The organism is Neorhizobium sp. R1-B, from assembly GCF_004368875.1.
Lineage (GTDB): Bacteria > Pseudomonadota > Alphaproteobacteria > Rhizobiales > Rhizobiaceae > Neorhizobium > Neorhizobium huautlense.
Genome location: NZ_SOEM01000003.1, coordinates 37,097 through 61,614, shown reverse-complemented (window position 1 = coordinate 61,614; position 24,518 = coordinate 37,097). Strand labels below are relative to the sequence as shown.

General features: G+C 60.5%; 24 protein-coding genes and 1 tRNA gene. 15 read left to right on the top strand and 10 right to left on the bottom strand.

Features of this window, described 5'->3' with window-relative positions:
* Positions 1-579: 579 nt before the first annotated feature.
* Together EDE05_RS05260 and EDE05_RS05255 are read right to left on the bottom strand one after the other, a co-directional pair.
* A complete protein-coding gene (locus EDE05_RS05260) occupies positions 580-1,062 on the bottom strand; it encodes an SRPBCC family protein (RefSeq protein WP_105370230.1) in 483 nt (160 codons plus the stop codon).
* Positions 1,063-1,212: 150 nt separating this feature from the next.
* The gene (locus EDE05_RS05255) at positions 1,213-1,692 is read right to left on the bottom strand and encodes a DUF2938 domain-containing protein (protein WP_132408981.1); all 480 of its coding nucleotides are present in this window, start codon (positions 1,690-1,692) and stop codon (positions 1,213-1,215) included.
* A 325-nt stretch (positions 1,693-2,017) separates the two neighbouring features.
* On the opposite strand from EDE05_RS05255, the gene EDE05_RS05250 reads away from it, so the two are divergent.
* Positions 2,018-3,277, top strand: coding sequence for a TCR/Tet family MFS transporter (locus EDE05_RS05250; protein WP_132408979.1), 1,260 nt, complete (start codon positions 2,018-2,020; stop codon positions 3,275-3,277).
* Here the strand turns inward: EDE05_RS05250 and EDE05_RS26725 are convergent.
* The gene (locus EDE05_RS26725) at positions 3,265-3,405 is read right to left on the bottom strand and encodes a hypothetical protein (RefSeq protein WP_157948974.1); all 141 of its coding nucleotides are present in this window, start codon (positions 3,403-3,405) and stop codon (positions 3,265-3,267) included. The genes EDE05_RS05250 and EDE05_RS26725 overlap by 13 nt on opposite strands.
* Here EDE05_RS26725 and EDE05_RS05245 point away from each other — a divergent pair.
* A complete protein-coding gene (locus EDE05_RS05245) occupies positions 3,404-4,801 on the top strand; it encodes an MATE family efflux transporter (protein WP_132408977.1) in 1,398 nt (465 codons plus the stop codon). The two genes, EDE05_RS26725 and EDE05_RS05245, sit on opposite strands and share 2 nt — an antisense overlap.
* 19 nt (positions 4,802-4,820) lie before the next feature.
* Here the strand turns inward: EDE05_RS05245 and EDE05_RS05240 are convergent, their stop codons facing one another.
* Positions 4,821-5,171 carry an antibiotic biosynthesis monooxygenase gene (locus EDE05_RS05240; RefSeq protein WP_132408975.1) on the bottom strand — a complete coding sequence of 117 codons (351 nt, stop codon included), beginning with the start codon at positions 5,169-5,171 and terminating at the stop codon, positions 4,821-4,823.
* Between the two features lie 94 nt (positions 5,172-5,265).
* The gene (gene carA, locus EDE05_RS05235; protein WP_132408973.1) at positions 5,266-6,489 is read right to left on the bottom strand and encodes a glutamine-hydrolyzing carbamoyl-phosphate synthase small subunit; all 1,224 of its coding nucleotides are present in this window, start codon (positions 6,487-6,489) and stop codon (positions 5,266-5,268) included.
* A gap of 320 nt (positions 6,490-6,809) precedes the next feature.
* Here carA and EDE05_RS05230 point away from each other — a divergent pair, with 320 nt between their 5' ends.
* The 4 genes from EDE05_RS05230 to rpoD all read left to right on the top strand — a co-directional run bounded on the left by EDE05_RS05230 (position 6,810) and on the right by rpoD (position 12,385).
* Positions 6,810-7,259, top strand: a complete 450-nt coding sequence (locus EDE05_RS05230; RefSeq protein ID WP_208325201.1) for a GatB/YqeY domain-containing protein — start codon at positions 6,810-6,812, stop codon at positions 7,257-7,259.
* Positions 7,260-7,474: 215 nt separating this feature from the next.
* Positions 7,475-9,475 carry a DNA primase gene (dnaG, locus tag EDE05_RS05225; RefSeq protein WP_132408971.1) on the top strand — a complete coding sequence of 667 codons (2,001 nt, stop codon included), beginning with the start codon at positions 7,475-7,477 and terminating at the stop codon, positions 9,473-9,475.
* An 88-nt stretch (positions 9,476-9,563) separates the two neighbouring features.
* Positions 9,564-9,911 carry a GFA family protein gene (locus tag EDE05_RS05220; RefSeq protein WP_132408969.1) on the top strand — a complete coding sequence of 116 codons (348 nt, stop codon included), beginning with the start codon at positions 9,564-9,566 and terminating at the stop codon, positions 9,909-9,911.
* A 410-nt stretch (positions 9,912-10,321) separates the two neighbouring features.
* Entirely contained in the window at positions 10,322-12,385 is a 2,064-nt protein-coding gene (rpoD, locus tag EDE05_RS05215; protein ID WP_105370223.1) for an RNA polymerase sigma factor RpoD, read from the top strand.
* Between the two features lie 51 nt (positions 12,386-12,436).
* Here rpoD and EDE05_RS05210 read toward each other — a convergent pair whose 3' ends face one another.
* Together EDE05_RS05210 and EDE05_RS05205 are read right to left on the bottom strand one after the other, a co-directional pair.
* Entirely contained in the window at positions 12,437-12,781 is a 345-nt protein-coding gene (locus EDE05_RS05210; RefSeq protein WP_132408967.1) for a multidrug efflux SMR transporter, read from the bottom strand.
* A gap of 11 nt (positions 12,782-12,792) precedes the next feature.
* Positions 12,793-13,311, bottom strand: coding sequence for a TetR/AcrR family transcriptional regulator (locus tag EDE05_RS05205; RefSeq protein ID WP_245519872.1), 519 nt, complete (start codon positions 13,309-13,311; stop codon positions 12,793-12,795).
* Positions 13,312-13,507: 196 nt separating this feature from the next.
* Between EDE05_RS05205 and EDE05_RS05200 the strand changes: the two genes are divergently transcribed.
* From EDE05_RS05200 to EDE05_RS05170, 7 genes are all read left to right on the top strand, one after another.
* Positions 13,508-14,647: a DUF930 domain-containing protein gene (locus EDE05_RS05200; protein WP_132408963.1), complete on the top strand. Its 1,140-nt coding sequence runs from the start codon at positions 13,508-13,510 to the stop codon at positions 14,645-14,647.
* A 119-nt stretch (positions 14,648-14,766) separates the two neighbouring features.
* Positions 14,767-16,626, top strand: a complete 1,860-nt coding sequence (recQ, locus tag EDE05_RS05195; RefSeq protein WP_132408961.1) for a DNA helicase RecQ — start codon at positions 14,767-14,769, stop codon at positions 16,624-16,626.
* Positions 16,627-16,699: 73 nt separating this feature from the next.
* Positions 16,700-17,740, top strand: coding sequence for a zinc-dependent alcohol dehydrogenase family protein (locus EDE05_RS05190; RefSeq protein WP_132408959.1), 1,041 nt, complete (start codon positions 16,700-16,702; stop codon positions 17,738-17,740).
* A 110-nt stretch (positions 17,741-17,850) separates the two neighbouring features.
* Positions 17,851-18,249 carry a DUF427 domain-containing protein gene (locus tag EDE05_RS05185; protein ID WP_132408957.1) on the top strand — a complete coding sequence of 133 codons (399 nt, stop codon included), beginning with the start codon at positions 17,851-17,853 and terminating at the stop codon, positions 18,247-18,249.
* 85 nt (positions 18,250-18,334) lie between these two features.
* Positions 18,335-18,688 (top strand): DUF1428 family protein, encoded by a 354-nt coding sequence (locus tag EDE05_RS05180; RefSeq protein ID WP_105370217.1) that lies wholly within the window; start codon positions 18,335-18,337, stop codon positions 18,686-18,688.
* A 28-nt stretch (positions 18,689-18,716) separates the two neighbouring features.
* Complete coding sequence (locus tag EDE05_RS05175; protein WP_132408955.1) at positions 18,717-19,139, top strand: secondary thiamine-phosphate synthase enzyme YjbQ; 423 nt, start codon at positions 18,717-18,719, stop codon at positions 19,137-19,139.
* Positions 19,140-19,271: 132 nt separating this feature from the next.
* The gene (locus tag EDE05_RS05170; protein ID WP_105370215.1) at positions 19,272-19,628 is read left to right on the top strand and encodes a hypothetical protein; all 357 of its coding nucleotides are present in this window, start codon (positions 19,272-19,274) and stop codon (positions 19,626-19,628) included.
* A gap of 88 nt (positions 19,629-19,716) precedes the next feature.
* Here EDE05_RS05170 and EDE05_RS05165 read toward each other — a convergent pair whose 3' ends face one another.
* On the bottom strand, positions 19,717-20,463 hold the full coding sequence (locus tag EDE05_RS05165; protein WP_132408953.1) for an SIMPL domain-containing protein: 747 nt from the start codon (positions 20,461-20,463) through the stop codon (positions 19,717-19,719).
* A 218-nt stretch (positions 20,464-20,681) separates the two neighbouring features.
* Between EDE05_RS05165 and EDE05_RS05160 the strand changes: the two genes are divergently transcribed.
* Positions 20,682-20,757 (top strand) — tRNA-Ile (locus tag EDE05_RS05160).
* A gap of 109 nt (positions 20,758-20,866) precedes the next feature.
* Here EDE05_RS05160 and EDE05_RS05155 read toward each other — a convergent pair.
* A complete protein-coding gene (locus tag EDE05_RS05155; protein WP_132408951.1) occupies positions 20,867-21,610 on the bottom strand; it encodes a hypothetical protein in 744 nt (247 codons plus the stop codon).
* A gap of 359 nt (positions 21,611-21,969) precedes the next feature.
* The gene (locus EDE05_RS05150; protein ID WP_132408949.1) at positions 21,970-23,187 is read right to left on the bottom strand and encodes an NnrS family protein; all 1,218 of its coding nucleotides are present in this window, start codon (positions 23,185-23,187) and stop codon (positions 21,970-21,972) included.
* Between the two features lie 180 nt (positions 23,188-23,367).
* On the opposite strand from EDE05_RS05150, the gene nirK reads away from it, so the two are divergent.
* The gene (gene nirK / locus EDE05_RS05145; protein WP_132408947.1) at positions 23,368-24,501 is read left to right on the top strand and encodes a copper-containing nitrite reductase; all 1,134 of its coding nucleotides are present in this window, start codon (positions 23,368-23,370) and stop codon (positions 24,499-24,501) included.
* Positions 24,502-24,518: the final 17 nt, after the last annotated feature.

Here is a 24,518-nt window from a genome sequence, read left to right as displayed (position 1 = left end):
CATCTCCAACCCTCTCCTTGCGGGGAGGGATGGCCGGCAGGTCAGAGGAGGCGGCAGCCCGCATCGGCGGCGATCGGTGTAGAAAAATTCGAATCCGCTTAGCCAGATCAGTAACTTAACCCCTTTCTCATCCCCACCCCCCGCATCCATGCCTACAATTGCACCGCTTCCGTCGCCGGAGTGTTTCGCGAGACGTTCGCGGGCAGGCGGGAGCCGGCGCTTCCATCGGACCCGTAACGTGCGGGAAAGGTGGAAGAGGTGAAAGCCATGGAAGGAGACCGGGCAGCCGGACTTCCTCCTATCAAGCCTCCCCCTGGCCGCAGGGCCAGGTTCGGTATAGCCGTGCAAGTGGCAAGGTTTCCCGAAAGGAGACCGCGAATGAAGCCACGCAGCGAGGCGAGGTGATCACCTGTAGGGGCAGGACACCCCGAGAGAACGCCGAAGGCCACGCGAATGCGGAGCCATACTATACAATTCCAATGAGGTTCCGCATTCGTGTGGGCTCTCCGATCTTTGAAACCACGGGCGGGTTCGCCGCGTGCCCTTCTGGCATGTCCATCGACTCCCCCTCCACGAAGCCTACTTGTACATGCCCTCGCGCAGGTTGATGCCGTATTCCACATAGGCCTTCATCGCGCAGAGCATCTGAGACCAGCCCTGGCAATTGCCGTAGGATGCCGCCAGCCCGCCGGGTGTTTCCCTCCAGCCTTCTTCGGCGATGGTGACCAGCGTACGGTTGTCCTCGAGCGGTTCGAAAGTCATGGTCACCGTCGTGAAATAGTCCGAGGGCTTTACGTTTTCCGGACCCTCTTCCGCAGCGTTGCCTTCGTGAGCCGCCCATCGCAGCACGATTTCCCTGTTCTTTTCGACTTTGACGACTTGAACGGGGAAGGCGCCGGGAAAGTCGTGGAAATCCCATGTGACGGTTGCACCTGTTTCCAGCCGGCCCTGAGCGCCGCCGGTTGTGAAATACCCTGACAGTCTCTTCGGGTCGGCGACGGCCTCGAACACGTCCTCGACCGGCTTCGCAATCCGGCCCGATACCTTGAATTTCAGTTCCATCGCTCTTCTCCCTGGTTTTTGATGAAATAATGTTATAAAAAAATAACATGTCAAGCCACGAAAGAAGTAACGGACTTTCTGCTGGTTTGCGGGACGATTCAGGATGGATGGTGATTACAGCCTCGGCCGGGCGAGGCTGGATCCGCCGGATCAACGGATCAGGAACGCAGACCCATAGAGCCCGAGCGCGAAAACCGTGTGAGCGGCAAGATTGAGAAAGCGGACCTTGTTCGGCTTCGGCGTCTTCGATGCGGCCCAGCCGATCCCCATGCCGGGTTGCATGAGGAACCAGCCGGCGGCGACCGTGACGATGCCGAAAATCCATGCGGGCACGAAGGTCGGAGCAGAGAACCGGCCGGGCCCGACGATGAAGGCGAAAACCGCTCCATAGAGGATGCCGACCGCATAATGGCCGGCCCAGCCGAGCGCCAGTTCGTGGGCATAGGGTTCTGCTGCGGCGATGTTTTCATGAAACACGGTTCCGCGGGAGAGATGCCAGAACCAGCGTCCGCCCGGCGCCCAGTTGGCATTGGGCTGGCCGAAAAACCGGTGCAGCAGGATGGCCCAGAGGTCCATGAGGATGGTGGCGCCGATGCCGATCAAAATGCCGCGCCAGAGGAGTTCGAACATGGGAAAGCCGCCATAGAAGAGGAATTCCTCTCTATGGTCTCCGGCCGTAAATGTCGAGCCGGGTTCTGCGGACAGGGGATATCCGTGGTTGCCGTGGCGGGCGTCGCTCCGCCGTCGTCAAGCGACTTGACCGGAAACGGTGTGCCGCTCCCTTGCTTCAAGGCGGGACAGCGGCGGACGCCGTGATCCCTATTCAATCTGCTCATCCTCCCATCAAAAACTTTGAAATGTTCACGGATTGTTTCCCTTTCAGTTTGCCGGTATGTAGGCTGCCCGGCGACCCGGTCGTCTTTCCAGAAACCACAAGATCCTAGAGAGACATCCGATGCTCGATCCGAAATTCGTTCGCCGCGGTCTTTTTCTCGTCTTCATGATCCTGTTCCTGGACGTCATCGGGATCGCGATCATCATGCCCGTGTTGCCGACGTTCCTGCGGGAGTTGACGGGGGACGACATGAGCGCTGCCGCCGTCGACGGCGGCTGGCTTCTCCTGATCTATTCTGCCATGCAGTTCCTGTTCGCACCGCTCCTCGGAAACCTGAGCGACCGTTTCGGGCGGCGACCGATCCTCTTGGCCTCCGTCCTCACCTTCGCGCTCGACAATCTGATCTGCGCGGCTGCGACGAGCTTCTGGATGCTGTTCGTGGGGCGCGTGCTGGCCGGCATTTCCGGCGGAAGTTTCGCGACCTGCTCGGCCTATATCGCCGACATCAGCAATGATGAGAACCGCGCCAAGAATTTCGGCCTGATCGGCATCGCATTCGGGGTCGGCTTTACGGTCGGACCTGTCATCGGCGGCTTGCTGGGGGAACTGGGGCCACGCGTGCCATTTCTAGGCGCCGGTCTCCTGTCGCTTGCCAATTTCATCGCTGCCTGGTTTCTGCTGCCGGAGACGCTCGACAGGGCCAACCGCAGGACGTTTGAATGGCGGCGGGCAAATCCGCTCGGAGCATTGCGCCAGATGCGCCATTATCCGGGCATCGGCTGGGTCATGCTGGTGATGTTTCTCTACTGGCAGGCGCATGCTGTCTATCCTTCCGTCTGGTCGTTTGTCTCCGCCTATCGCTACGGCTGGAGCGAAGGCCAGATCGGTCTGTCGCTCGGCCTTTTCGGGATCTGCGCGGCGCTCGTCATGGCATTTGTCCTGCCGAAGCTCGTGCCGGTTCTCGGCGAGTGGAAGACGGCGGTTCTTGGCCTTGTCTTCTCGTGCCTTGGATTGACGGGATATGCCTTCGCCTGGGAAGGCTGGATGGTCTATGCGATCATCCTTGCGACCACGATCGAAAATATCGCCGACCCGCCGCTGAGAAGCATTGCAGCCGGCAAGGTTCCCCCGTCGGCGCAAGGCGAATTGCAGGGTGCGATGGCCAGCCTCACGAGCCTGACGACGATCCTCGGCCCCGCGATTTTTACGCAACTCTTCAGTGCCTTTACCGGTCCGAGGGCGGCGGTCGAGTTCGCGGGCGCACCCTATCTGATGGCAGCAATCTTCATGCTGGTGGCCGTTTTAGTGTTTTTGAGCAAGATTTCCAGGAAAACTCCGGTCGCTGTAGTCGATAATGAGCTCAGCCATCAGATTTCTTGAAGAGACGGCCAAAAATTTTGCTGAATCGCGGCAAAGTGTTGCCGCCTGACGAATGCTTCTTTATACGCGAAGCTTCCGCCGCTCGCCAGTTCCTGGAAGCGGCGTTTTTCGTCTGCGGAGGTGCCCATGTCGAGCTCGAGCCAAGCCATGACGTTCCATGCGGCCACGGACAACTCCTGGTCTTCGCATATGCGCGCGACCGTTGCCCTCGGCGTGCCGCTGGTGGGGGCGCAGCTTGCGCAGATGGCGATCCACACGACCGACGTCATCCTGGTCGGATGGCTCGGCACGACGGAACTCGCGTCCGTCGTGCTTGCAACGCAGATGTTCTTCATCGTCTTCATCTTCGGCACCGGTTTTACCAGCGCCGTCGTGCCGCTTGTCGCACAAGCTCTCGGGCATAGGGATGCGGTCCGTGTTCGCCGCTCCGTGCGTATGGGCTTCTGGATCGTTTTCGCCTACGGCGTTCTCACCGCGCCGCTCCTCTGGTTCTCAGAACCGATCCTGCTCAGGCTCGGCCAAGCGCCCGATGTCGCAGCTCTCGCGCAGAGCTATCTCAGGATCGCTCAATGGGGCATCTTTCCCGCGCTCGGATTGATGGCGCTTCGCAGCTTCGTCACGGGCCTCGAGAAAGGTAGCATCGTGCTTTATGTCACGATCGGCATGTTCCTGATGAACGCAGCGGTGGCCTATACGCTGATTTTCGGGCATTTCGGCGCGCCGGCGCTAGGGCTGCACGGGGCAGCGATCGCGGCGGTGAGCGCCAATCTCTGCGGCTTCCTGATTGCCGTCGTCTATGTGGAAAGCCAGCCGCGGATGCGAGCCTACGAGGTCTTCGTGCGGTTCTGGCGCCCCGACTGGGCCATGGTCCGCGAGATCGTAGCGCTTGGTTTGCCGATCAGCTTCACCATTCTGGCGGAAACCAGCCTGTTTTCTGCAGCCTCACTGCTGATGGGCATGATCGGCAAACTGGAGCTTGCCGCGCACGGTATCGCGCTGCAGCTTGCCTCGATCGCCTTCATGATCCCGCTCGGTCTTGCCCAGGTGGCGACGGTGCGGGTGGGGCTTGCCAATGGCCGGAACGATTCGGTGGGCATCAGGCGCGCGGCGGTCGCCGTGCTGGGCGTCGGTATCTTCTTCACCGCGATCGGCAGCGTGCTTTACGCGGCAGTGCCACGCGCTCTCGGCGCCCTGTTCCTCGATACCCGGCAGGCAGATGCGGAAACCGTGCTGGCCCTTGCCGTGCCGTTGATCGCAATTGCCGGCGCGTTCCAGCTCGTCGACGGCCTGCAGGCGGTGGGAGCCGGGCTGCTGCGCGGCGTCAAGGATACCAAGGTGCCGATGATTCTCGCTCTCATCGCCTATTGGCCGATCGGTTTTGCCTGCGCCTGGACTTTTGCCTTCCCGCTTGGTTTCGGGGGCGAGGGCGTCTGGTTCGGCTTCGTCCTCGGCCTCGCCGCAGCCGCCGTCTTTCTCTGCGGGCGGTTCTGGCTTCTCGTCCGCGCCCCGAAAACGGCTCGCTGAAGCGGCTGGCCATGACGCTTCAGGCTGGAAGAAGTTCGCGAAGCGTCACAGGCTGATAGAATCCCACATGAGCTTCGATGCCGAGTCGCCTGGTGAGGGCCTGGCGGTCGATGCCGGCCTCGGCATCCGATTTTGCGACTGCAGCAATAACCGGTTGAAGGACGTGTTCTCCTTCGAATTTTATGATGGTGAGGAGGTTGAACTCCCCCGGGCCAGAATGCTGCTCGAGGACCAGATCGTCGACAAAACCGGGCTGCGACCGGATGACCTCGTGCGTCCTCCTGATGAGGCGCATGAACTCGTCGCGGGCATCCTCCGGCACCGAGAACCTGTTGACGCGCACGACGCCTGCCTTGTGTATTTCGCTCATGGAAAAACCCCTGCTCGTGTTGAACAGGGGTCTTGTGCAGCCTCAAGTATGGTTGAGGTCAATAGGTCGTCAGCGACTTTTTTACAGCTTCAGGTCAGCGTTCGGCGAGAGCCGGTTCGCCCTTGCGCTCGCGAACGAGGTTGATAAAGCGGCGGAAGAGATAGTGGCTGTCCTGCGGTCCCGGCGAAGCTTCCGGATGATGCTGTACGGAAAAGACCGGCTTGCCGGAAAGACGCAGGCCGCAATTGGTGCCGTCGAAGAGCGAAATGTGAGTCTCTTCAACGCCTTCCGGCAGAGACTTCGAATCGACTGCGAAGCCGTGGTTCATCGAGACAATTTCCACCTTGCCGGTCGTGTGATCCTTGACCGGGTGATTGGCGCCGTGATGACCCTGGTGCATCTTTTCGGTCTTTGCCCCCAGCGCAAGGCCGAGGATCTGGTGGCCGAGGCAGATGCCGAAGGTCGGGATATCGGTCTTGATGACGTCCTGGATGACCGGCACCGCATACTGGCCGGTTGCAGCCGGATCGCCCGGGCCATTCGAGAGGAAGATGCCGTCCGGCTTCAGGGCCAGAATGTCTTCAGCCGAGGTCTGCGCCGGGACGACGGTGACCTTGCAATCAAGGCCGGCGAAGAGGCGCAGGATATTGCGCTTCACGCCGTAATCGACGCAAACAATATGGTACTTTGCGTCTTCCGGCTGGAGGTCGCTGTAGCTCTCGTTCCATACCCAAGGCGTTTGCGTCCACTGCGAGGACTGGCCGGAGGTGGCTTCCTTGGCGAGGTCAAGGCCTTCCAAGCCGCTCCATGCCTTGGCTTCGGCCTTCAGCGCCTCAATGTCGAAGACACCATTCTGATCGTGGGCGATCACCGCATTCGGCGCGCCGTTCTGGCGGATCCAGGCGGTCAGCGCGCGGGTATCTATGCCCGAAAGCCCAACGATGCCGCGGGCCCTCAACCAGGCGTCGAGATGCTTGGCGGCACGGTAGTTGGAGGGCTCGGTGATGTCGGCCTTGAAGATGACGCCGACCGCGCCGCGCCGGGCGGCGGGCGTCAGGTCCTCGATGTCTTCTTCATTGGTGCCGACATTGCCGATATGGGGGAAGGTGAAGGTGACGATCTGGCCGAGATAGGAAGGGTCGGTGAGGATTTCTTCGTAACCCGTCAGTGCCGTATTGAAGACCACTTCGGCGGGCACCTTGCCGGTCGCTCCGATTCCCGTTCCTTCGATCACCGTTCCGTCGGCAAGAACGAGTACGGCGGTGGGTTTTTTCGTGGTCCAAGGGGCGGTGGCTGGAGCGGTCGCAGTCATGTTCATCCTTCTGCCTCACCGGCCCCATCCCTTGAAGGGACAGGCTGTAAAGGCCATCTATGGTCGCAGGAACGGGCGCGCAGGATACCGGCGCTAGCCCTGACATTCTAAATCTCGTGCAGGTGCCGGAAAATAAACAAAGCGGGCGGGATGGTCAATCACGCGAACCGAAGAATCCCTGACGATTATCCTCGTCTGAATTCAAGGTCTTAAGTGAATTGAATTGATTGCCCTCGGCCCGTCGTCTATGACACCGGCTTGGATGACAAGGAAAAGCCACAATTCCCGAGGCCTGCGCTCGGCTTTTCCCAAGGAGAAAAATGATGATGCGCGACAAGCTTTCCGAAGCGCTCAAGAATGCGATGAAGGCCAAGGATACGCGCCGGCTTTCCACCGTGCGGCTGATTCAGACGGCCATCAAGGACCGTGACATTGCCAACCGCGGTGTGGGCAAGGATCCGGTCAGCGATGACGATATCCTGCAGATTCTGCAGAAGATGGTGAAGCAGCGGGAGGAATCCGCCAAGATTTACGACGATGCCGGCCGCGCCGAACTTGCAACGCAGGAGCGCGAGGAAATCGGGGTCATCAAGGGCTTCATGCCGGAGCAGCTTTCAGATGAAAAGGTGCGCGGCCTCATTCAATCGGCGGTCACGGAAACTGGCGCACAGGGCCTGCGGGACATGGGCAAGGTCATGGCCGTCCTGAAGGAAAAATATCCGGGCCAGATGGATTTCGCCAAGGCTTCGGGCGTCGTGAAGGAACTTCTGAAGTAAGTTCACTGCACCAGTTGGAAAATCAGAAGGCGGGAACCCGATTTCGGATTCCCGCCTTCTTGCTTTTACTGATCGCTTGCAGCGACTGCGGATTTGCGCGTACCGCCCTGACCGCATGGCGGATAGTTGGAACCTGTGAATAGCGGGCACCATTTTTCTTCCTGGTGGCATTCGGTCGAGCCGGCGCTTATATGAAGTTTGGCTCAGAGGTGAAGATGCGCTTTTCCAACAGTTTTCTCGACGAAATCCGTGATCGCGTGCCGATATCGGCCGTGGTCGGCCGTCGGGTGACCTGGGATCGCAGGAAGACCAACGTCTCGCGCGGCGACTATTGGGCCTGCTGCCCGTTCCATGGGGAAAAGAGCCCGAGTTTCCACTGCGAGGACCGCAAGGGCCGGTACCACTGCTTTGGCTGCGGCGTGTCCGGCGATCATTTCCGGTTCCTGACCGACCTCGAAGGGTTGAGTTTTCCGGAGGCAGTGCAGCAGGTTGCCGACATGGCCGGCATCGCTCTGCCTCAGCCCGATCCGCAGGCCGAGAAGCGCGAAAAGGAGCGGACGTCGCTGCTCGACGTCATGGAGATGGCGGCCCGCTTCTTTCAAGATCAGCTCCAGAGCGCCGGTGGCGCAAAGGCGCGAGCCTATCTGCGCGACCGGGGGCTGACGAGCCGGACGATCGAGACGTTTCGGCTGGGTTATGCGCCGGAAAGCCGCAATGCGCTCAAGGAGTTTCTTGCGGGCAAGGGCGTGCCGAAGGAACAGATCGAGGCCTGCGGTTTGGTGCGGCATGGCGACGACATCCCGGTCTCCTATGATTATTTCCGCGACCGCATCATGTTCCCGATCCTTTCGTCGCGGGAGAAGGTGATCGCCTTCGGCGGCCGCGCCATGGCGCCGGATGCGCCGGCGAAATACATGAATTCGCCCGACACCGAACTCTTCCACAAGGGGCAGGTGCTCTACAATTTCGCCCGCGCCAGGCGGGCGGCACAGGCCACCGGCGGCAAGACCGAGGGCGCCACGATCATCGCGGTCGAAGGCTATATGGACGTGATCGCGCTGCATCAGGCCGGCGTGGAAAATGCGGTCGCGCCGCTTGGCACCGCCTTGACGGAAAACCAGCTCGATCTGCTCTGGAAGATTTCGCCGCTGCCAATCCTCTGCTTCGACGGCGACGGGGCGGGGCTGCGCGCCGCGAGCCGTGCCGCAGATCTCGCTTTGCCCTCCCTGAAGCCGGGGCGCTCGGTGCGTTTCGCGCTGCTGCCGGACGGCAAGGATCCGGACGATCTGGTCAAGCAGGAGGGCAGGGCGCCGTTCGACAAGGTGATTTCGGATGCGAGGCCGCTTGTCGGCATGATCTGGCAACGCGAAGCCGCTTCAGGCAACTTTGAAACGCCGGAACAGCGCGCGGAGCTTGAGGCGCGGCTGAAGCAGATTGTCTCGGTCATAGCAGATGAGAATGTCCGACGTCATTACCAGCAGGAAATCCGCGACCGCCTGAACAGTTTCTTTTCGCCGGTGCAACGTAGCGGCAACGGACGCCGCGAGGGGTTCCAGCGCGGTGGAACTCGGACAGGGCGCGGCGGCGCTGCGCCACAGGCAGGAGGGGGAGCCAGCCGCGGCGTCGGCATTTCCGATCGTCTTGCACGTTCCGGCCTGGTCCGCGGCCATCGAGACTTGCCGGCCCTTCGCGAGAGCGTACTGGCGCTGACCATCGTCAATCATCCGCAGCTTCTGCTCGAGGAATATGACGAGATAGCCGCCATCGATTTCGAGAACCGGGACTTGCAGCGTTTCTGGGCTGCCATGCTGCCGGCCGCGGCAACGGCGGGTGCGAACCTTTCACGCGAATATCTGACGCAGCGGCTTTCCGCTGAAGGGTTCGATGCCATCCTGAAATTGCTCGATCAGCAGATACGCAATGCGCGGCTGTGGACGGCAACGCAGCAGGCAGCGCCCGAGGATGCTCGCGAAGGTTATCGCCAGGCTCTGTCGCTTCACAAACGGACGAAGGCGCTTCGCGTCCAGAAGATCGAGCTGGAACGCGAAATTGCCGAGACGACCGAAGCGGGCGATGCGGCGGAAATCGAGCCGCTGCTCAGGGCGCTTTCGGAAGTCCAGCTCGAAATACTCCGCATGGAAAACCAGGAAGCCATTATCGACGGCTTCGGGGTCTTGTCAGGACGGGTGAAGGGGGCAGCCGTCAGCCATGGCTGATGCAATGCTCCGGCTTCACCCTTGCTCTTGCTGGACGAGATCTCGATCCTACCCTTTGCCCAGTGATTCTTATGTCTCGGGGAGATGGATGAGAATTTCGGGAAGCTGCCATTGCGGAAATATCGCCTTCGAGGCGGAAGGCGAATTCGACAAGGCGATGGAATGCAATTGTTCCTTCTGTCGCCGGAGGGGCGTATTGCTTGCCTTCGTACCGCGCGACAAGCTGGAACTGACGACGCCACGGGAGAACCTGTCGACCTATCACTTCAACAAAGAGGTGATCGCCCATCATTTCTGCGCCAGTTGCGGTATAGCTCCCTTCAGCGAAGCGGTTCTGCCAAACGGCGCCGAGATGGCAGCGATCAATCTCAGATGCATTCCGGAAATCGACCTTGCGGCCCTGACGGTAACCCAGTATGACGGGGCGTCTCGCTGAGGAATGCGGCGGAGCGACGCGCGGGCCTTTTCTGTCGACCCAAACCCTTGTCTTTCAGGGGGCACCGCCTACATAGCGGCTATATTTGGTGAGTATACCCACAAAAGACCCGTTTTGAGCGGGTTTTCCCAATTTTCCTGGGCATGACTTATGGAAAAGCTTGACGGAGCGTTAATTTGTGGGAATCACCATTTCAAGGCAGAATAGGCGGAGTGGGTCAATAGCACCGAACATGACCGGTGATCTCCTGGCAGGACGGTCCTGTGTCAAATGCGACCGCCATGGTAATCGGGAATTAAAGGTCATTCCGTTACGTGTTGAACAGTGATTCGCGGCAAGGCGAGCGGTCGTCTTAAGCCGGTGTCCACGAAGCGCGGCGAAAGTGGCGTTCAGGGAAAGTGACGAAATACATGGCAACAAAAGTCAAAGAAAACGAAGAAGCAGAAAACGAACGCGAAGGCACGCAGGATGGTCCGCTTCTCGATCTTTCTGACGACGCAGTCAAGAAGATGATCAAGGCCGCCAAGAAGCGCGGCTATGTCACGATGGACGAATTGAACTCGGTCCTGCCGTCGGAGGAAGTTACCTCTGAGCAGATCGAGGACACGATGGCGATGCTCTCCGACATGGGCATCAATGTCGTCGAGGACGAAGAGGCGGAAGACGCCGCCGGTGGCGATGACGACGGCGAGAGCGACAGCGATGGTGAGGAGAGCGAAGGCGGCGAACTTGCCCCGACCTCCGGCACTGCGCTCGCTACGGCGAAAAAGAAAGAGCCGACCGACCGGACCGACGACCCGGTTCGCATGTATCTGCGCGAAATGGGTTCCGTCGAGCTTCTGTCGCGCGAAGGCGAAATCGCCATCGCCAAGCGGATCGAAGCCGGCCGCGAAACGATGATCGCCGGGCTCTGTGAGAGCCCGCTCACGTTCCAGGCGCTGATCATCTGGCGCGACGAGCTGAACGAAGGCACGACGCTGCTCCGCGAGATCATCGATCTCGAGACGACCTATTCAGGCCCGGAAGCAAAGGCTGCGCCGCAGTTCCAGAGCCCGGAAAAGATCGAGGCCGATCGCAAGGCGGCTGAAGAGAAGGAAAAGACCCGCAAGGCGCGCATGACTGCCGCCAACGACGACGACATTACGTCGGTCGGCGGCGAAGGCATGATCCTCGAGGAAGAGGAGGAGGACGATGATGAGTCGAGCCTTTCTCTCGCCGCGATGGAAGCCGAGCTGCGTCCGCAGGTCATGGAAACCCTCGACACGATCGCCGACACGTACAAGAAGCTCAGGAAGCTGCAGGACCAGCAGGTCGAGCAGCGTCTTGCCGCGACCGGTACGCTCTCGTCCGCTCAGGAGCGCCGTTACAAGGAGCTCAAGGACGAGTTGATCACCGCGGTCAAATCGCTGTCGCTCAACCAGAACCGCGTCGACAGCCTGGTCGAGCAGCTTTACGACATTTCCAAGCGCCTGATGCAGAACGAGGGCCGCCTGTTGCGTCTCGCCGAATCCTACGGCGTCAAGCGTGACTCGTTCCTGGAACAGTACCAGGGTGCCGAGCTCGATCCGAACTGGATGAAATCGATCGCCAATCTGGCCGCCCGGGGCTGGAAGGAATTCGCGCGCGCCGAGAACACGACGATCCGCGATATCCGGCAGGAGATTCAGAATCTTGCGACCGAAACAGGCATTTCGATCGCCGAATTCCGACGTATCGTTTCGATGGTGCAGAAGGGCGAACGCGAAGCGCGTATCGCCAAGAAGGAAATGGTCGAAGCGAACCTTCGCCTCGTCATCTCGATCGCCAAGAAGTACACGAACCGCGGCCTGCAGTTCCTCGACCTCATCCAGGAAGGCAATATCGGCCTGATGAAGGCGGTCGACAAGTTCGAATACCGCCGCGGTTACAAGTTCTCGACCTATGCCACCTGGTGGATCCGGCAGGCGATCACCCGCTCGATCGCCGACCAAGCCCGCACGATCCGCATTCCGGTGCACATGATCGAGACGATCAACAAGATCGTCCGCACGTCGCGCCAGATGCTGCACGAGATTGGCCGCGAGCCGACGCCGGAAGAACTGGCCGAAAAGCTCGCCATGCCACTCGAAAAGGTCCGCAAGGTCCTGAAGATCGCCAAGGAGCCGATCTCGCTCGAAACCCCGGTGGGCGACGAAGAGGATTCGCATCTCGGCGACTTCATCGAGGACAAGAACGCGCTTCTGCCGATCGATGCAGCCATCCAGGCGAACCTGCGCGAAACGACGACCCGCGTTCTCGCATCACTCACGCCGCGTGAAGAGCGCGTATTGCGCATGCGCTTCGGCATCGGCATGAACACCGACCACACGCTCGAAGAAGTCGGCCAGCAGTTCTCGGTCACTCGCGAACGTATCCGTCAGATCGAGGCCAAGGCGCTGCGCAAGCTCAAGCACCCGAGCCGCAGCCGCAAGCTGCGCTCGTTCCTGGACAGCTAAGCAGCTTCGGAACTCACATCAGAAACCGGCCTGCGAAAACAGGCCGGTTTTTTAATGCGAAATCGAATTTGAAAAGACATTCACGACCACGACACCGGCGATAATCAAACCGAGGCCGATGATGGCGGCGGCATCAAGCGTCTGGCGAAACAGGATCAGGCCGACGGCGGAGATCAGCACGATGCCGAGGCCGCTCCAGATAGCATAGGCGATGCCGACCGGCAGCGTGCGCAGCGCGATCGACAAAAGGTAGAAGGCGGCCAGATAGCAAATCCCCATCAGGATGGTGGGCAGGACCCGCGTGAACTGGTGGCTCTGCTGCAGGAAGGTCGTGCCGATGACTTCGAGCACGATTGCGGCGGCGAGGGAGCCGTAGGTCAGGATTGCGGGGCTCATGGTAGTCGCTCTTATTTCGTAAGGTTTTTCAGTTGCTCGCGGAGTGCGTCAAGCTCCTTCGCCGACAGCCCGTTCGTCTCGGTCAGGTTTGCGAGCCAGATGCCGTCGGCGGCGTAACGGGCAATCTTCAGATCGGGATGGTCATCGGTTTCCGCATGACGCTTGAGCCGTTTTTGCATCCAATCCGACCAAAGCGTGCGCAGATGCGGATCGGTCATGCAGGAGATCGAGAGCGCGGCCCAAGGGCTTTCGCTACCCTCGAGAGTGACCTGGAAAAAGGCGTCGATATAAGCACGGGTGAAACCGCCTCTTTTGCTGTCGTCTTCGCTCATCAAGCGGTCGATCTGCGCGTCGAGTTTCTGGAGCAGGTCCCGGAAGACGGCGCCGATCAGCGCCTGCTTGCTTGGAAAGTGGTGCAGCAATCCGCCTTTCGTCACGGACGCCGCATCTGCCACCGCCTGAAGCGTCAGGCTGCCGAGCCCCTGATCCACAGCGCATCGCGCTGCCTGATCCAGGAGGGAGCGCCGCACCTGTTCCGGTTGTTTTTCACGTCGATGAGCTTCTGACATAGATAAAGATACCGTATGGTAGGTTTCTTTGCAAGGCGCGATTTTTCAATCGAAGTGCAGGAAGGACCGGGAGAACGGAAGGGCAAGATCTGCAATTTATTCTGTTTTGATCAGCCGGGACTCGATCCTGGCGGTTTTCCGTCTTACATCGACTGCCATGACGGATGAGATCGAGAAACGGCGCAACGATATGGGCTGGGGCATTCCTGCCTCGATCCTGCTGCATGTCATTTTCGCCGTCCTCCTTTTCTTTCATCTCCCTCTCGATCTTTCCGAGCCGCAGAAAGAGGAGAGCGTGAGCGTGGAGATCGTGCCGCCGCCGGAAGAGCCGGAAAAGAAGGCGGAGGAAAAGCCGAAAGCAGCGGAGGAACCGCAACCCGAAGAGGCCAAGAAGGAAGAGCCGCCTCCGCCGCCCGAACCACCAAAGCAGGAAGAGGCCAAGAAGGAGGAACCGCCTCCACCCCCGCCACAGGAGGAGGCAAAGCAGGAGCCGCCACCAGCAAGCGAACAGGCGAGGGGACAGCCGATTCCCCCTCTTCGGCCGGTGTTCGAGTTCGGAGAAAAGGATACCGGACCGCGAAAGGCGCAGGACGGCAACTCATCGCAGGAAGCGACCGTGTTGCCTCCCGAGACGAACCCGGATGTAGAGCCTGCGGAATTGCCGAAACAAATGCCCGCAGAGCCATCCGAAGCAGAAGCCGCGGAGGTGCCGAAGCCTCAGACTGAACAGCAGGACCTTCCCGAAACCCAACCTGCCAATCCGGTTCCTGACGATATCCAACTTCCGGAGGTGGGCGTGATTGGGACCAATTCGGAACAGAACGGCCCGAACTCACAGGTTGCGCCTGCCGATACGAAAACTGAGATCGTCGCCGCGCAGCCGGTGAAGCCGAAAGCAGAGCCGGCCCAGACGCCGCCGACCGAAAAGCCAGTGGAACTGACGGAAGCCAAAAGGCTTTTTTCTCAAAGTGAGACAGGTGACGCCAACGCCGTGACAGCGATGGGTAATGTGCCGAGAGCGGTGCGCGGGGGGCAACTCTGCATTACGGAATTGCGCGAACAGTTGCGGCACGTGTCGCCCTCCTACGTGCCCGAACTGCTGCCCGCCTATCGGCTTCCTAACGGCACCCTGCTGGAAGTCAGGCGTGGGGCCTTTCGCACGAGTTCCCAGTGGTACGATCTTAGCTTCCGTTGCGAAGTGAATGAGGAAGCTACCAAGATCCTGTCCTTTGCTTTTGATATCGGAGCGCCGGTGCCTCGGAGCGAGTGGCAGAAGCGGGGCTTTCCGCCGTTTTGACCGGGCATGAACCGATGGTGTCATGGTCGGTCGCTTCGGGCCGATTGGCCCCGCTTACAACACTCGCCGTCACCGTCCTACCTGTGCGATAGTGTGGCTCTTCCCACGAAAGCGATTCCATGGCCCGAACCCAGAGCAGCACCGATCCCCTGTTTGAAGGCAATGGTGCGAAAGATCCGCTTTCCATCTTGAAGCAGATCTATGGTTATTCCGCTTTTCGGGGCAAGCAGGCCGCCGTTGTCGACCGGCTCGTGTCGGGCGGCGATGCGGTGGTGCTGTTTCCGACGGGGGCGGGCAAATCGCTGTGCTTCCAGATACCCGCGCTCTGCCGGGATGGTGTCGGCATCGTCGTTTCGCCGCTGATCGCGCTGATGCGCGATCAGGTTGAGGCACTGAAGCAGCTCGGCGTGCGGGCCGCGGCACTCAATTCGTCGCTCTCTCGCGAAGAGTTCGCGGACGTGCGGCGGGCGATTGCTGCCGGCGATCTCGATCTTCTCTACGTCACACCCGAGCGCGTCGTCACCGCCGGCTTCAGGGAGTTGATCGGCAATGCACAGATCGCGCTTTTTGCGATCGACGAGGCGCATTGCGTTTCCCAGTGGGGACATGATTTTCGGCCGGAATATCGGGAACTCGGGCAGCTTGCCGAACAATATCCAGGCGTGCCGCGCATCGCGCTGACGGCGACGGCCGATCCGCATACCCGCGAAGACATTATCGACAAGCTCGCTCTGCACTCGGCTGAAGTTTTCACCACCTCGTTCGATCGTCCGAATATCGCCTATGAGATTGTCGAACGGGACCAGCCGCGCCAGCAACTCCTGCGCTTCCTGTCGCGCCACAAAGGCTCGAGCGGCATCGTCTATTGCCTGTCGCGCGCCAAGGTCGAAGACACGGCCGAATGGCTGAACGGGCAAGGTGTCCGCGCGCTTGCCTATCATGCCGGCATGGAGCGCAGCGTCCGCGACGCCAACCAGGATGCGTTTCTGAAGGAAGAAGATCTCTGCCTGGTCGCGACCGTCGCCTTCGGCATGGGGATCGACAAGCCGAATGTGCGGTATGTCGCACATCTTGACCTGCCTGGCTCCATGGAGGCCTATTACCAGGAAACCGGCCGCGCCGGCCGCGACGGCCTGCCATCCGATGTCTGGATGGCCTATGGCATGGCGGATGTCATCCAGCGCGGCCGGATGATCGATGAGGGCAATTCGGGCGACGATATCAAGCGGGTCGAACGGGCCAAGCTTAATGCGCTGCTCGGCATCTGCGAAACCCCCGGCTGCCGCCGGCAGGCGATCCTCGCGCATTTCGGGGAGGCGCATGCCGGGCAATGCGGCAATTGCGATACCTGCCTCAAGCCGGTGGAAACCTGGGACGGAACGGAGGCCGCCATAAAAGCGCTGGCGGCAGTCTACCGGACCGGCGAACGTTTTGGGACCGGCCACCTGATCGACGTGCTGCTCGGAACCGTGAACGAGAAAACCAGCCGCTTCGGTCACGTCGACATGCCGGTTTTCGGGGTCGGCAAGGACATTTCATCGAAAACCTGGCAATCGGTCTACCGCCAATTGCTGGCGGCCGGCCTCGTCAGCGTCGATCACAACGCCTTCGGTGCATTGAAGCTGGAGCCGGAGGCGCGCGCCGTGTTCAAGCGCGAACGCGAGGTGCGCTTCCGCAAGGACCGCCCCACCACCGGCAAGGCGTCACGAAATGCGTCGCCCGCTTCGGCAAGCGCCCGGTCCGCACTGGAAGGGGCCGATGCCGAGCTCTTCGAGGCGCTTCGCGTCGCTCGCCTCGCTATCGCCAAAGAGCTTTCGGTGCCACCCTATGTCGTCTTTCCGGACACGACGCTGGTCGCATTCGCGACCGAGCGGCCTACGAGCCGCAATGCATTGCTTGGCATTTCCGGTGTCGGACAGTCGAAGCTGGAGCGCTATGGCGATGCCTTCCTGACGGTCATCCGGGCGCACCACCGATAGGGGTGGACACGCGGTTGATTGACCGGGTGAGGCTTTTGACTATGCTGCCGCTACGTCATCGAAGGACCCTCCAATGAAAGCCATGTTTTACGAAGCCTTTGAAAAGGTGCCGGAAATTCGCAACCTACCTGATCCGGAGCCGACGTTTGGCGGCGTGGTGATCAAGATCGGCGCGACCGGGCTCTGCCGCAGCGATTGGCATGGCTGGATGGGGCACGATCCGGATATCCGTCTGCCGCATGTGCCGGGCCACGAACTGGCCGGAAAGATCGTGGCGAGCGGCAAGGGCGTGATGCGCTTCAAGATCGGCGACCGGGTGACGGTGCCGTTCGTTTCCGGCTGCGGACATTGCTCGGAATGCCATTCCGGCAACCAGCAGGTCTGTCCGAACCAGTTCCAGCCGGGCTTCACTCATTGGGGCTCGTTCGCGGAATATGTCGCGATCGATTACGCCGACACGAACCTCGTGCATCTGCCTGACGAAATCGACGACGCGACGGCCGCGAGCCTCGGCTGCCGGTTTGCGACCTCCTTCCGTGCCGTCGCCGATCAGGCCCGCACCGGACCTGGCGATTGGGTGGCGGTGCACGGCTGCGGCGGCGTTGGTTTGTCGGCGATCATGATCGCCACCGCGCTCGGCGCCAATGCCATCGGCATTGATCTTTCGGAGGAAAAACTTGCCCTTGCCCGCCAATGCGGCGCGGTCGCAACCATCAATGCCAGCACCGTGGCGGATGTCGTCGAGGCGGTTCGCGAGATCACCAAGGACGGTGCGCATGTCTCGATCGACGCGCTCGGCCATCCTGTCACCTGCTTCAACTCGATCAAGAATCTCCGCCGCCGGGGCCGGCATGTGCAGGTCGGACTGATGCTCGGCGAACATGCGACGGCCAGCATTCCGATGGCGCAGGTGATAGGCCATGAACTCGAAATCTACGGCAGCCACGGCATGCAGGCCTGGCGATACGATGCGATGCTGGCGATGCTGACGGCCGGCAAAATGAGGCCGCAGCAGCTGATATCCAAGAGGATCAGCCTGGAAGAGGCGGTGCCGGCTCTGATGGGCATGGATAAGTCGGAGACGCCGGGGATCAGCGTGATCACCACCTTTTAACGCCTGCGATTGTTCGCCCAAATGGGGCAAAGTATTCCGGCAGCCCCGCTTGGTAGCCGCGATCGGCGCTCTAGATTCCTTCCCATGTTTCGAAACCGGAAGGGCGAGCCATGAATGCCAGGGCGCAGAAAATTCCAGGTCCCGATCATCCGATCACCGTTGAGCATAATCCTTCGCGCGTGGTGGTGAGGCTCGGCGGAAAAGTCGTCGCCGACAGCGTCAATTCCCTGACGCTGCAGGAGGCTTCCTATCCGCCGGTCCACTATATCCCGCGCAGGGACGTCGATATGTCGCTTCTCGAAAAGAGCGACCACGAGAGCTACTGTCCCTACAAGGGCGAAGCGTCCTATTTCAGTATTCCGCAAGGCGGCGAGCGATCCCGCAACGCGGTCTGGTCCTACGAGAAGCCGTACGAGGCGGTTTCTGCCATCAGGGAATATCTTGCCTTCTATCCGGACCGCGTCGATTCGGTGGAAGAGTTTCCGTCTCCGGAGGCCGGGCAGTTCTGATGCCCGGCGAAATTTGGCGAGCCGTGTCGGCTGCGCTGCGGCTCGATCGTCCTTGGGTGGTTCGAACAATAACGGAGGACTGACCATGCCCTATGTCGACGGATTTATTCTCGCTGTGCCCACGGCCAATCTGGAGCGTTACAAGGCGATGGCACGCTTCGCCGGTGATGTCTGGAAGGAGCACGGGGCCTTGACCTATGTGGAATGCATAGGGGACGACGTGCCCTACGGAGAACTCACGTCATTTCCGCGAGCCGTGCAGGCAAGGGAAGACGAGACCGTCATCTTTGCCTGGATCACCTACGAGAGCCGTGCACAACGGGACGAGATCAACAAAAAGGTTATCGCCGACCCGCGATTTTCCGGAGACGAGTGGAAGGAGGTTTTCGACGGCAAGCGGATGATCTATGGCGGTTTCGAGAGCTTCCTGACGCTTTGAGCCACCAGCGACCTTCGAAAGGATATCCATGCCCCAGTCCGTGATCTCCGTTTCCACCCGAGGGCAGGGCCTCTACGAATTCACTGGGGCTGCGCAGGATTTCGTCAGCAGCCACCCTCGGGAGGAGGGGCTGCTGACGGTCTTCGTGCGCCATACCTCCTGTTCGCTGATCATCCAGGAAAATGCGGATCCGGATGTGCGGCGCGATCTGAAGACTTTTTTCTCCCGCCTGGTGCCCCCCGCCAACGACCCGGAGATGCGCTGGGTCACGCACACCACCGAAGGCCCGGACGATATGCCGGCGCATATCAAGTCGGCGCTGACTGCCGTCTCGCTGGGCATTCCGGTGAGAGACGGACGGCTGGCACTCGGCACCTGGCAGGGCATCTACCTATTCGAACATCGCGATCAGCCGCATGTCCGTCAGGTGATCCTGCATCTCTCCGTCTGAGCGGATATGAACGACAGCTTAATGACGGATTCGGAATGGGTTCAGGCGCGCCGGAATAGTGTTGCGCCAATCGCTTCGAAAAGGCGGGAGACAAGAACCTCGGGCATAGCCCGAATTTCCGGAGAAACACCCATGACCAGCATGCTCGTCAAAGCCGGTATCGCCGCTCTCGTCGCGTTCACCGGCATGTCCGCGACAGCGCCGATGGCAGCCGCAGGCGGACCCGAATTTGGTATCTATGTGCAGCACTACGACCGCGACTGGCGCCATGATCGGGGTTGGAGAGATGATCGCGGATGGCGCCCGGATCGCCGCCCGCGGGGTTGCGCCCCCTGGCTGGCCGAGGCCAAGGCCGACCGGATGGGCCTTCGCCGTACCCGCGTCGTGGACGTATCGCGCCGCACGGTCACAGTCGTCGGCTTCGATCGCGGCGGCCGCGATCGCGTCGTCTTCGCCAATGTCCGCGGCTGCCCGGTCATCCGCCGCTAGCTGCCGGCAAATTCTTCCGTCTCCATCGCCCGTTGACGGATGAACGCCCTCGCCAGACTCCGGTCCGGCGAGGGCTTTTGCTTTACCGTCAGTCGAGGGCAAAGGTGACGTTGACGTTGACGGTGTAGGTATTCTCGCCGGCCGCGACCGGTACTGCCTCGGCGGCCATATCCTTCGCCATCGACATGCGCATCATCGCCTGCGGCATGGGTCTCGCCGAATTTTCGCTGATTTCCAAGATGCGCCCAAGCTTGACACTGGCTGCATCCGTCAGGGTTCTGGCCTTTGCGATCGCCTCGGCGACGGCCTGCTTGCGGGCCTCCGTCAAGGCCTTTTCCGGATCGTCATTGGTAAAGCTGATCTGGCCGCCCTGATTGACGCCGAGCTTTACCGATTTGTCGATCAACCCGCCGAGCTTGGCAAGTTCACGAACCTTGAGCGTCAGCGCGTTGGCGACCTCGTAGCCGGTGATTTCCGGCGCCGGAGCGTTGCCATTCTTCGGCTCTGGATGGCGGTATTGCGGATAGATCGAGAAATTGCTCGTCTGGATGTCGCGGTCGGCGATGCCTTCGGCCTTCAACGCGGCAAGGACTTCCTTCATCGCCGCGCTGTTGGCCGAAAGGGCAGCTTCGGCAGTCTTGCCGTTGCGGACAACCGACAGCGTCAGGATCGCCATATCGGGCGCCACTGAGGCCTCTCCTTCACCGGAGACATTGATGACCGGTTCGCGAGGCCGGACATCCTGGGCAGCGACCTGCAGGGTCGTGGAGGCGAGAGCAACACCTGCAAGAAACGATGCCAGGACAAGACGTGACGGCGAAAGCGCAAAGCGCATGGATATCTCCTGATCTGTTGGCGCGGCTGCAGCGGGCTGCCGCAATGGCGGGCGGATATGGCGTCGCAGGCGGCGATTCTACTTTGACGCACATCCACGCATTACGTGACGATGGATTGTGAAGCTATTGCGGCAACGGCTTGTAGCTTTGGGGGAATTGCGCTAGACGGACCTCCGAGGCAAGGCGTGCCATTGCGCCTTGCCCGCGCTTAAACGGCGGGCCTGTAGCTCAATGGTTAGAGCCGGCGGCTCATAACCGCTTGGTTGGGGGTTCGAGTCCCTCCGGGCCCACCACAATTTTTCATCTCCAAGCTGTCTGCAGTCGGATGCTGCGCTTCCGGAACTTTGAGACTCAATCCGGGATTTCGGCGATCCAAGGCACTGCCGGATGGATGCGTATCCGTTATCCTGCGTTGTTTATCGGCCGAGACGATGGTCTGCTGGCAACGTAAAATAGCAGGGGCAGGCTGGCGTTGAACTCCAACATTTCTTCGACTGCCGAGAGCACTTTGGATTCCGCGGCAACGTCGATTACTTGTGCGAGGCCAATGAAGCCGATGTGCAGGAAGATCAGCATGTGATCGGCCAGCCACGAGCTCTTTTCCCCAACCCCGCGCCCCAGTTGGCTCAGTGCAAACATCATCATGCCGAGAGACGCGGCCAGCAGCAGGCCTGCCAAAATCCATGCGAGGGTCGGATGGATATCGCGCAGCACTCGATAAGCCAGAATCAGCAGGTCGTGAAAGCCGTCCAGTTCACCTCCGCCATAGAGCGCAGGAGGCTGAAAGCCGAAAAGGCGGGAACCGAAGCTGGTTTCGTCCATCAACTCGGCGAAACCGATCAAACCCGCCACCAGGAGCGGAAGGCGCGGGCCTCCCCATGTGACGGATACGACTACGGCCCCAAGCACGGCGGCGGCAAGGCAGGCTACGCTTGCCATTTCGATAATGCCGTCTTCCTGCAGCAGCAGGGGCCGCACACCCGGCGCGAAGACGGCAGCCAACGTTGCGGTGAGCGTGCAGATCCCTATGGAAGCCAGGGCGACAATCGCCCAACGGGTTTGGTTTCTCGATTGAAGGAAAAGCGGGGAAAAAGCTGCAGCGCCGATCCCGACCTCGACACTGTTTTCCTCTCGGATAACGGCCATGTGCGCTCCTTACACAAATCTGTCACGGAACTGTCACATATCGTCCATTTCCGGCCAAGAAAGGGCAAGGCGAGATCATCTGCACTCCCGGCTGCAGCGCCGCGATCGGCACCCCGTTGGTCCGCGGTGATCCGCTGGAACCGGATTGACGGCGACGGAAGCGCCACCATGTCAGGCAGCGCTCAAAGGCGTTTGATGAGCTGTCGCCAATTTTCGTTGGCGACGAACCGGTACCCACGCCCGGCTCCGTCCGTACGATTCTTGGGGCCGATGGATCGCGTTCGATCTGTTGACGCGAAAGCACCTCTCCTGAATTTGCAGCTGGAGTTTCGTTTTTTACTTGGACGGGATTGTCTTGATCAGCCGAGTTTGGCGCGCCTCACGGTCGCCAGCATCGGTCCGTATTCAAAAAGAAAGAGGCCGAAGGCGAGGAGCCATAATAATCCGGACACGGTATAGATGGTGCTCGAAAACTCCGGGAACAGGCTGGTACCAGGTCTGACCACCGCACAGAGCACGATCGCTCCGTAGGATATCGTCGTGATGCGGGAGGCCGTCAGGATCCTGCCGGTATGGCCGCGGCTTGCCCTGGTCATGACGGCCAGCATCATCGTCGTGACCGTGCCGACGCTCAGCATGTGAAGGGTGGCGGTCGTGTCGAACAGGTCGATAGCTGCAAGCGCGATCGCTAGGTAACCAAGCGGCACGAACAAATAAGCGATGTGAAGGACCGCCACCAGCATTTCCGCGGCCGTCGTCCAGCCGCGCCACCGATGGAGCCGGATCAGGTGCGCCAGTGCGGCAGTGCCTGCGGCGGTCGCTACAATCGGCCCTTCGTCCAATATGACCCAAGCGGCAAGAGCTGCAACTCCCAGGACAATCGCGGCTGTATCGAAGTGGTTGTAAGGCGTAGGGAAGTCGGTGCGGCCTGCCTTGTTGATCCAGTTGCGGGTGAAGCTCGGAATGATCCGGCCGCCGACGATCAGGATCATTCCGACATAGGCCGATATGGCAAGCTTGATCGCCGGCGCTGGATGCTGACCCCCGATAACCTGGAGGTGGTAGAGGATATTGGCGGCCGAAAGCGCGAGAAGGCCGGCTATGACCTTCAGATCCTTCCACTTCTTGCCGGCAACGACTTCCCGCACGCAGATCAGCAAGAGGACTGGAAGAAAGGCCGAATCGAGCAGGATAGCTGCTATGGTTCCAAGCCCGTCCGACAGGAGAAGCGCCAGCCTGCCGGAGGCCCAGACGAGGAATAGAAAGACGAGCGGCCATCCGGAGACTGGAAGCCGGCCCGTCCAGTTGGGGACAGCCGTCAGGAGAAAGCCGGCAAGCACGGCACTTGCGTAACCGAACAGCATCTCATGCGCGTGCCAATGGACCACGCCATAGTCTGCTGCAACTTCGATCACGCCCATAAGACTTGCGATCCACAGCAGCATGGCGACTGCAGCCCAGACCGCTGCGCCGAGAAAGAAGGGTCGGAAGCCATAGGAGAATATTATCGGAGCGGTCGGCGATAGGCCGCGGGGGATGCCGCCACGGCGGGTTGTTGGGGAGGAGAGATCAGTCATCAGAAAATTCCTTCGATCGATAACTTGATCTATATCCCGGCGTTATTTTTGATCTTTGCGAAGTCGCAAGCAAACAAGGGAAAGTTTGTTTCAGGTCAAAGAAGACATGGGGGACCGGTCGTAGCTTCTCCTTCGACAGGACGGCGATCCACTCCGCCCTTTGTTCCGAAGGACAAGATCATGACTGACAAATTTCAGATAAGCAGACGTTCGATCCTGGCGGGGGCAGCGATCGTCGGGGCGGTGGCGCCTATCGTCCAGGCGTCGTTCGCCCATGCCGAAGAAGCGCCTCCGGCCAAGATGAAGCCAACCGATCTTTCGGCTTTACGCCGCGTCAAGGTCGACCTCGTCAAGCCGCCCTTTGTCCATGCCCATACCCAGAAGGCGGACGGTCCTCCGAAGATCGTCGAATTCACCCTGACGATCCAGGAAAAGAAGCTGGTGATCGACAAGGAAGGTACGGAAATCAATGCCATGACCTTCGACGGCTCGGTTCCGGGCCCGATGATGGTCGTGCACCAGGGCGACTACGTCGAACTGACGCTGATCAATCCCGATACCAACGAACTGCAGCATAACATCGATTTCCATTCGGCCACCGGCGCGCTGGGCGGCGGCGCACTGACCATCGTCAACCCGGGCGAGAAAGCAGTCCTGCGCTTCAAGGCCACGAAAGCCGGCGTCTTCGTCTACCATTGCGCACCTCCCGGCATGGTTCCATGGCATGTCACCTCGGGCATGAACGGCGCGATCATGGTGCTGCCGCGCGAAGGCCTGACGGATGGCCACGGCAAGGAACTGGTCTACGACAAGGTCTACTATGTCGGCGAACAGGACTTCTACGTGCCGCGCGACGAGGCCGGTAACTTCAAGAAATACGCCAGTGTCGGCGATGCCTATGAAGACACGCTGAAGGTCATGCGGACGCTGACACCGAGCCACATCGTGTTCAACGGTGCGGTCGGCGCCCTGACCGGTGAAAACGCACTGACGGCCGCCGTCGGCGAGAAGGTGCTGATCGTCCACTCGCAGGCCAACCGCGACACTCGCCCCCACCTCATCGGCGGACATGGCGACTATGTCTGGCAGACCGGCAAGTTCAACAACGTTCCCGACCGCGATCAGGAAACCTGGTTCATCCCGGGCGGCACGGCCGGTGCAGCGTTCTACACCTTCGAGCAGCCGGGCATCTACGCCTATGTGAACCACAACCTCATCGAAGCCTTCGAGCTCGGTGCAGCCGCGCACTTCAAGGTTACCGGCGAATGGAACGACGATCTGATGACATCGATCGTCGCTCCGACCGGAAGCTGATGACGCGCGGCGGGGCA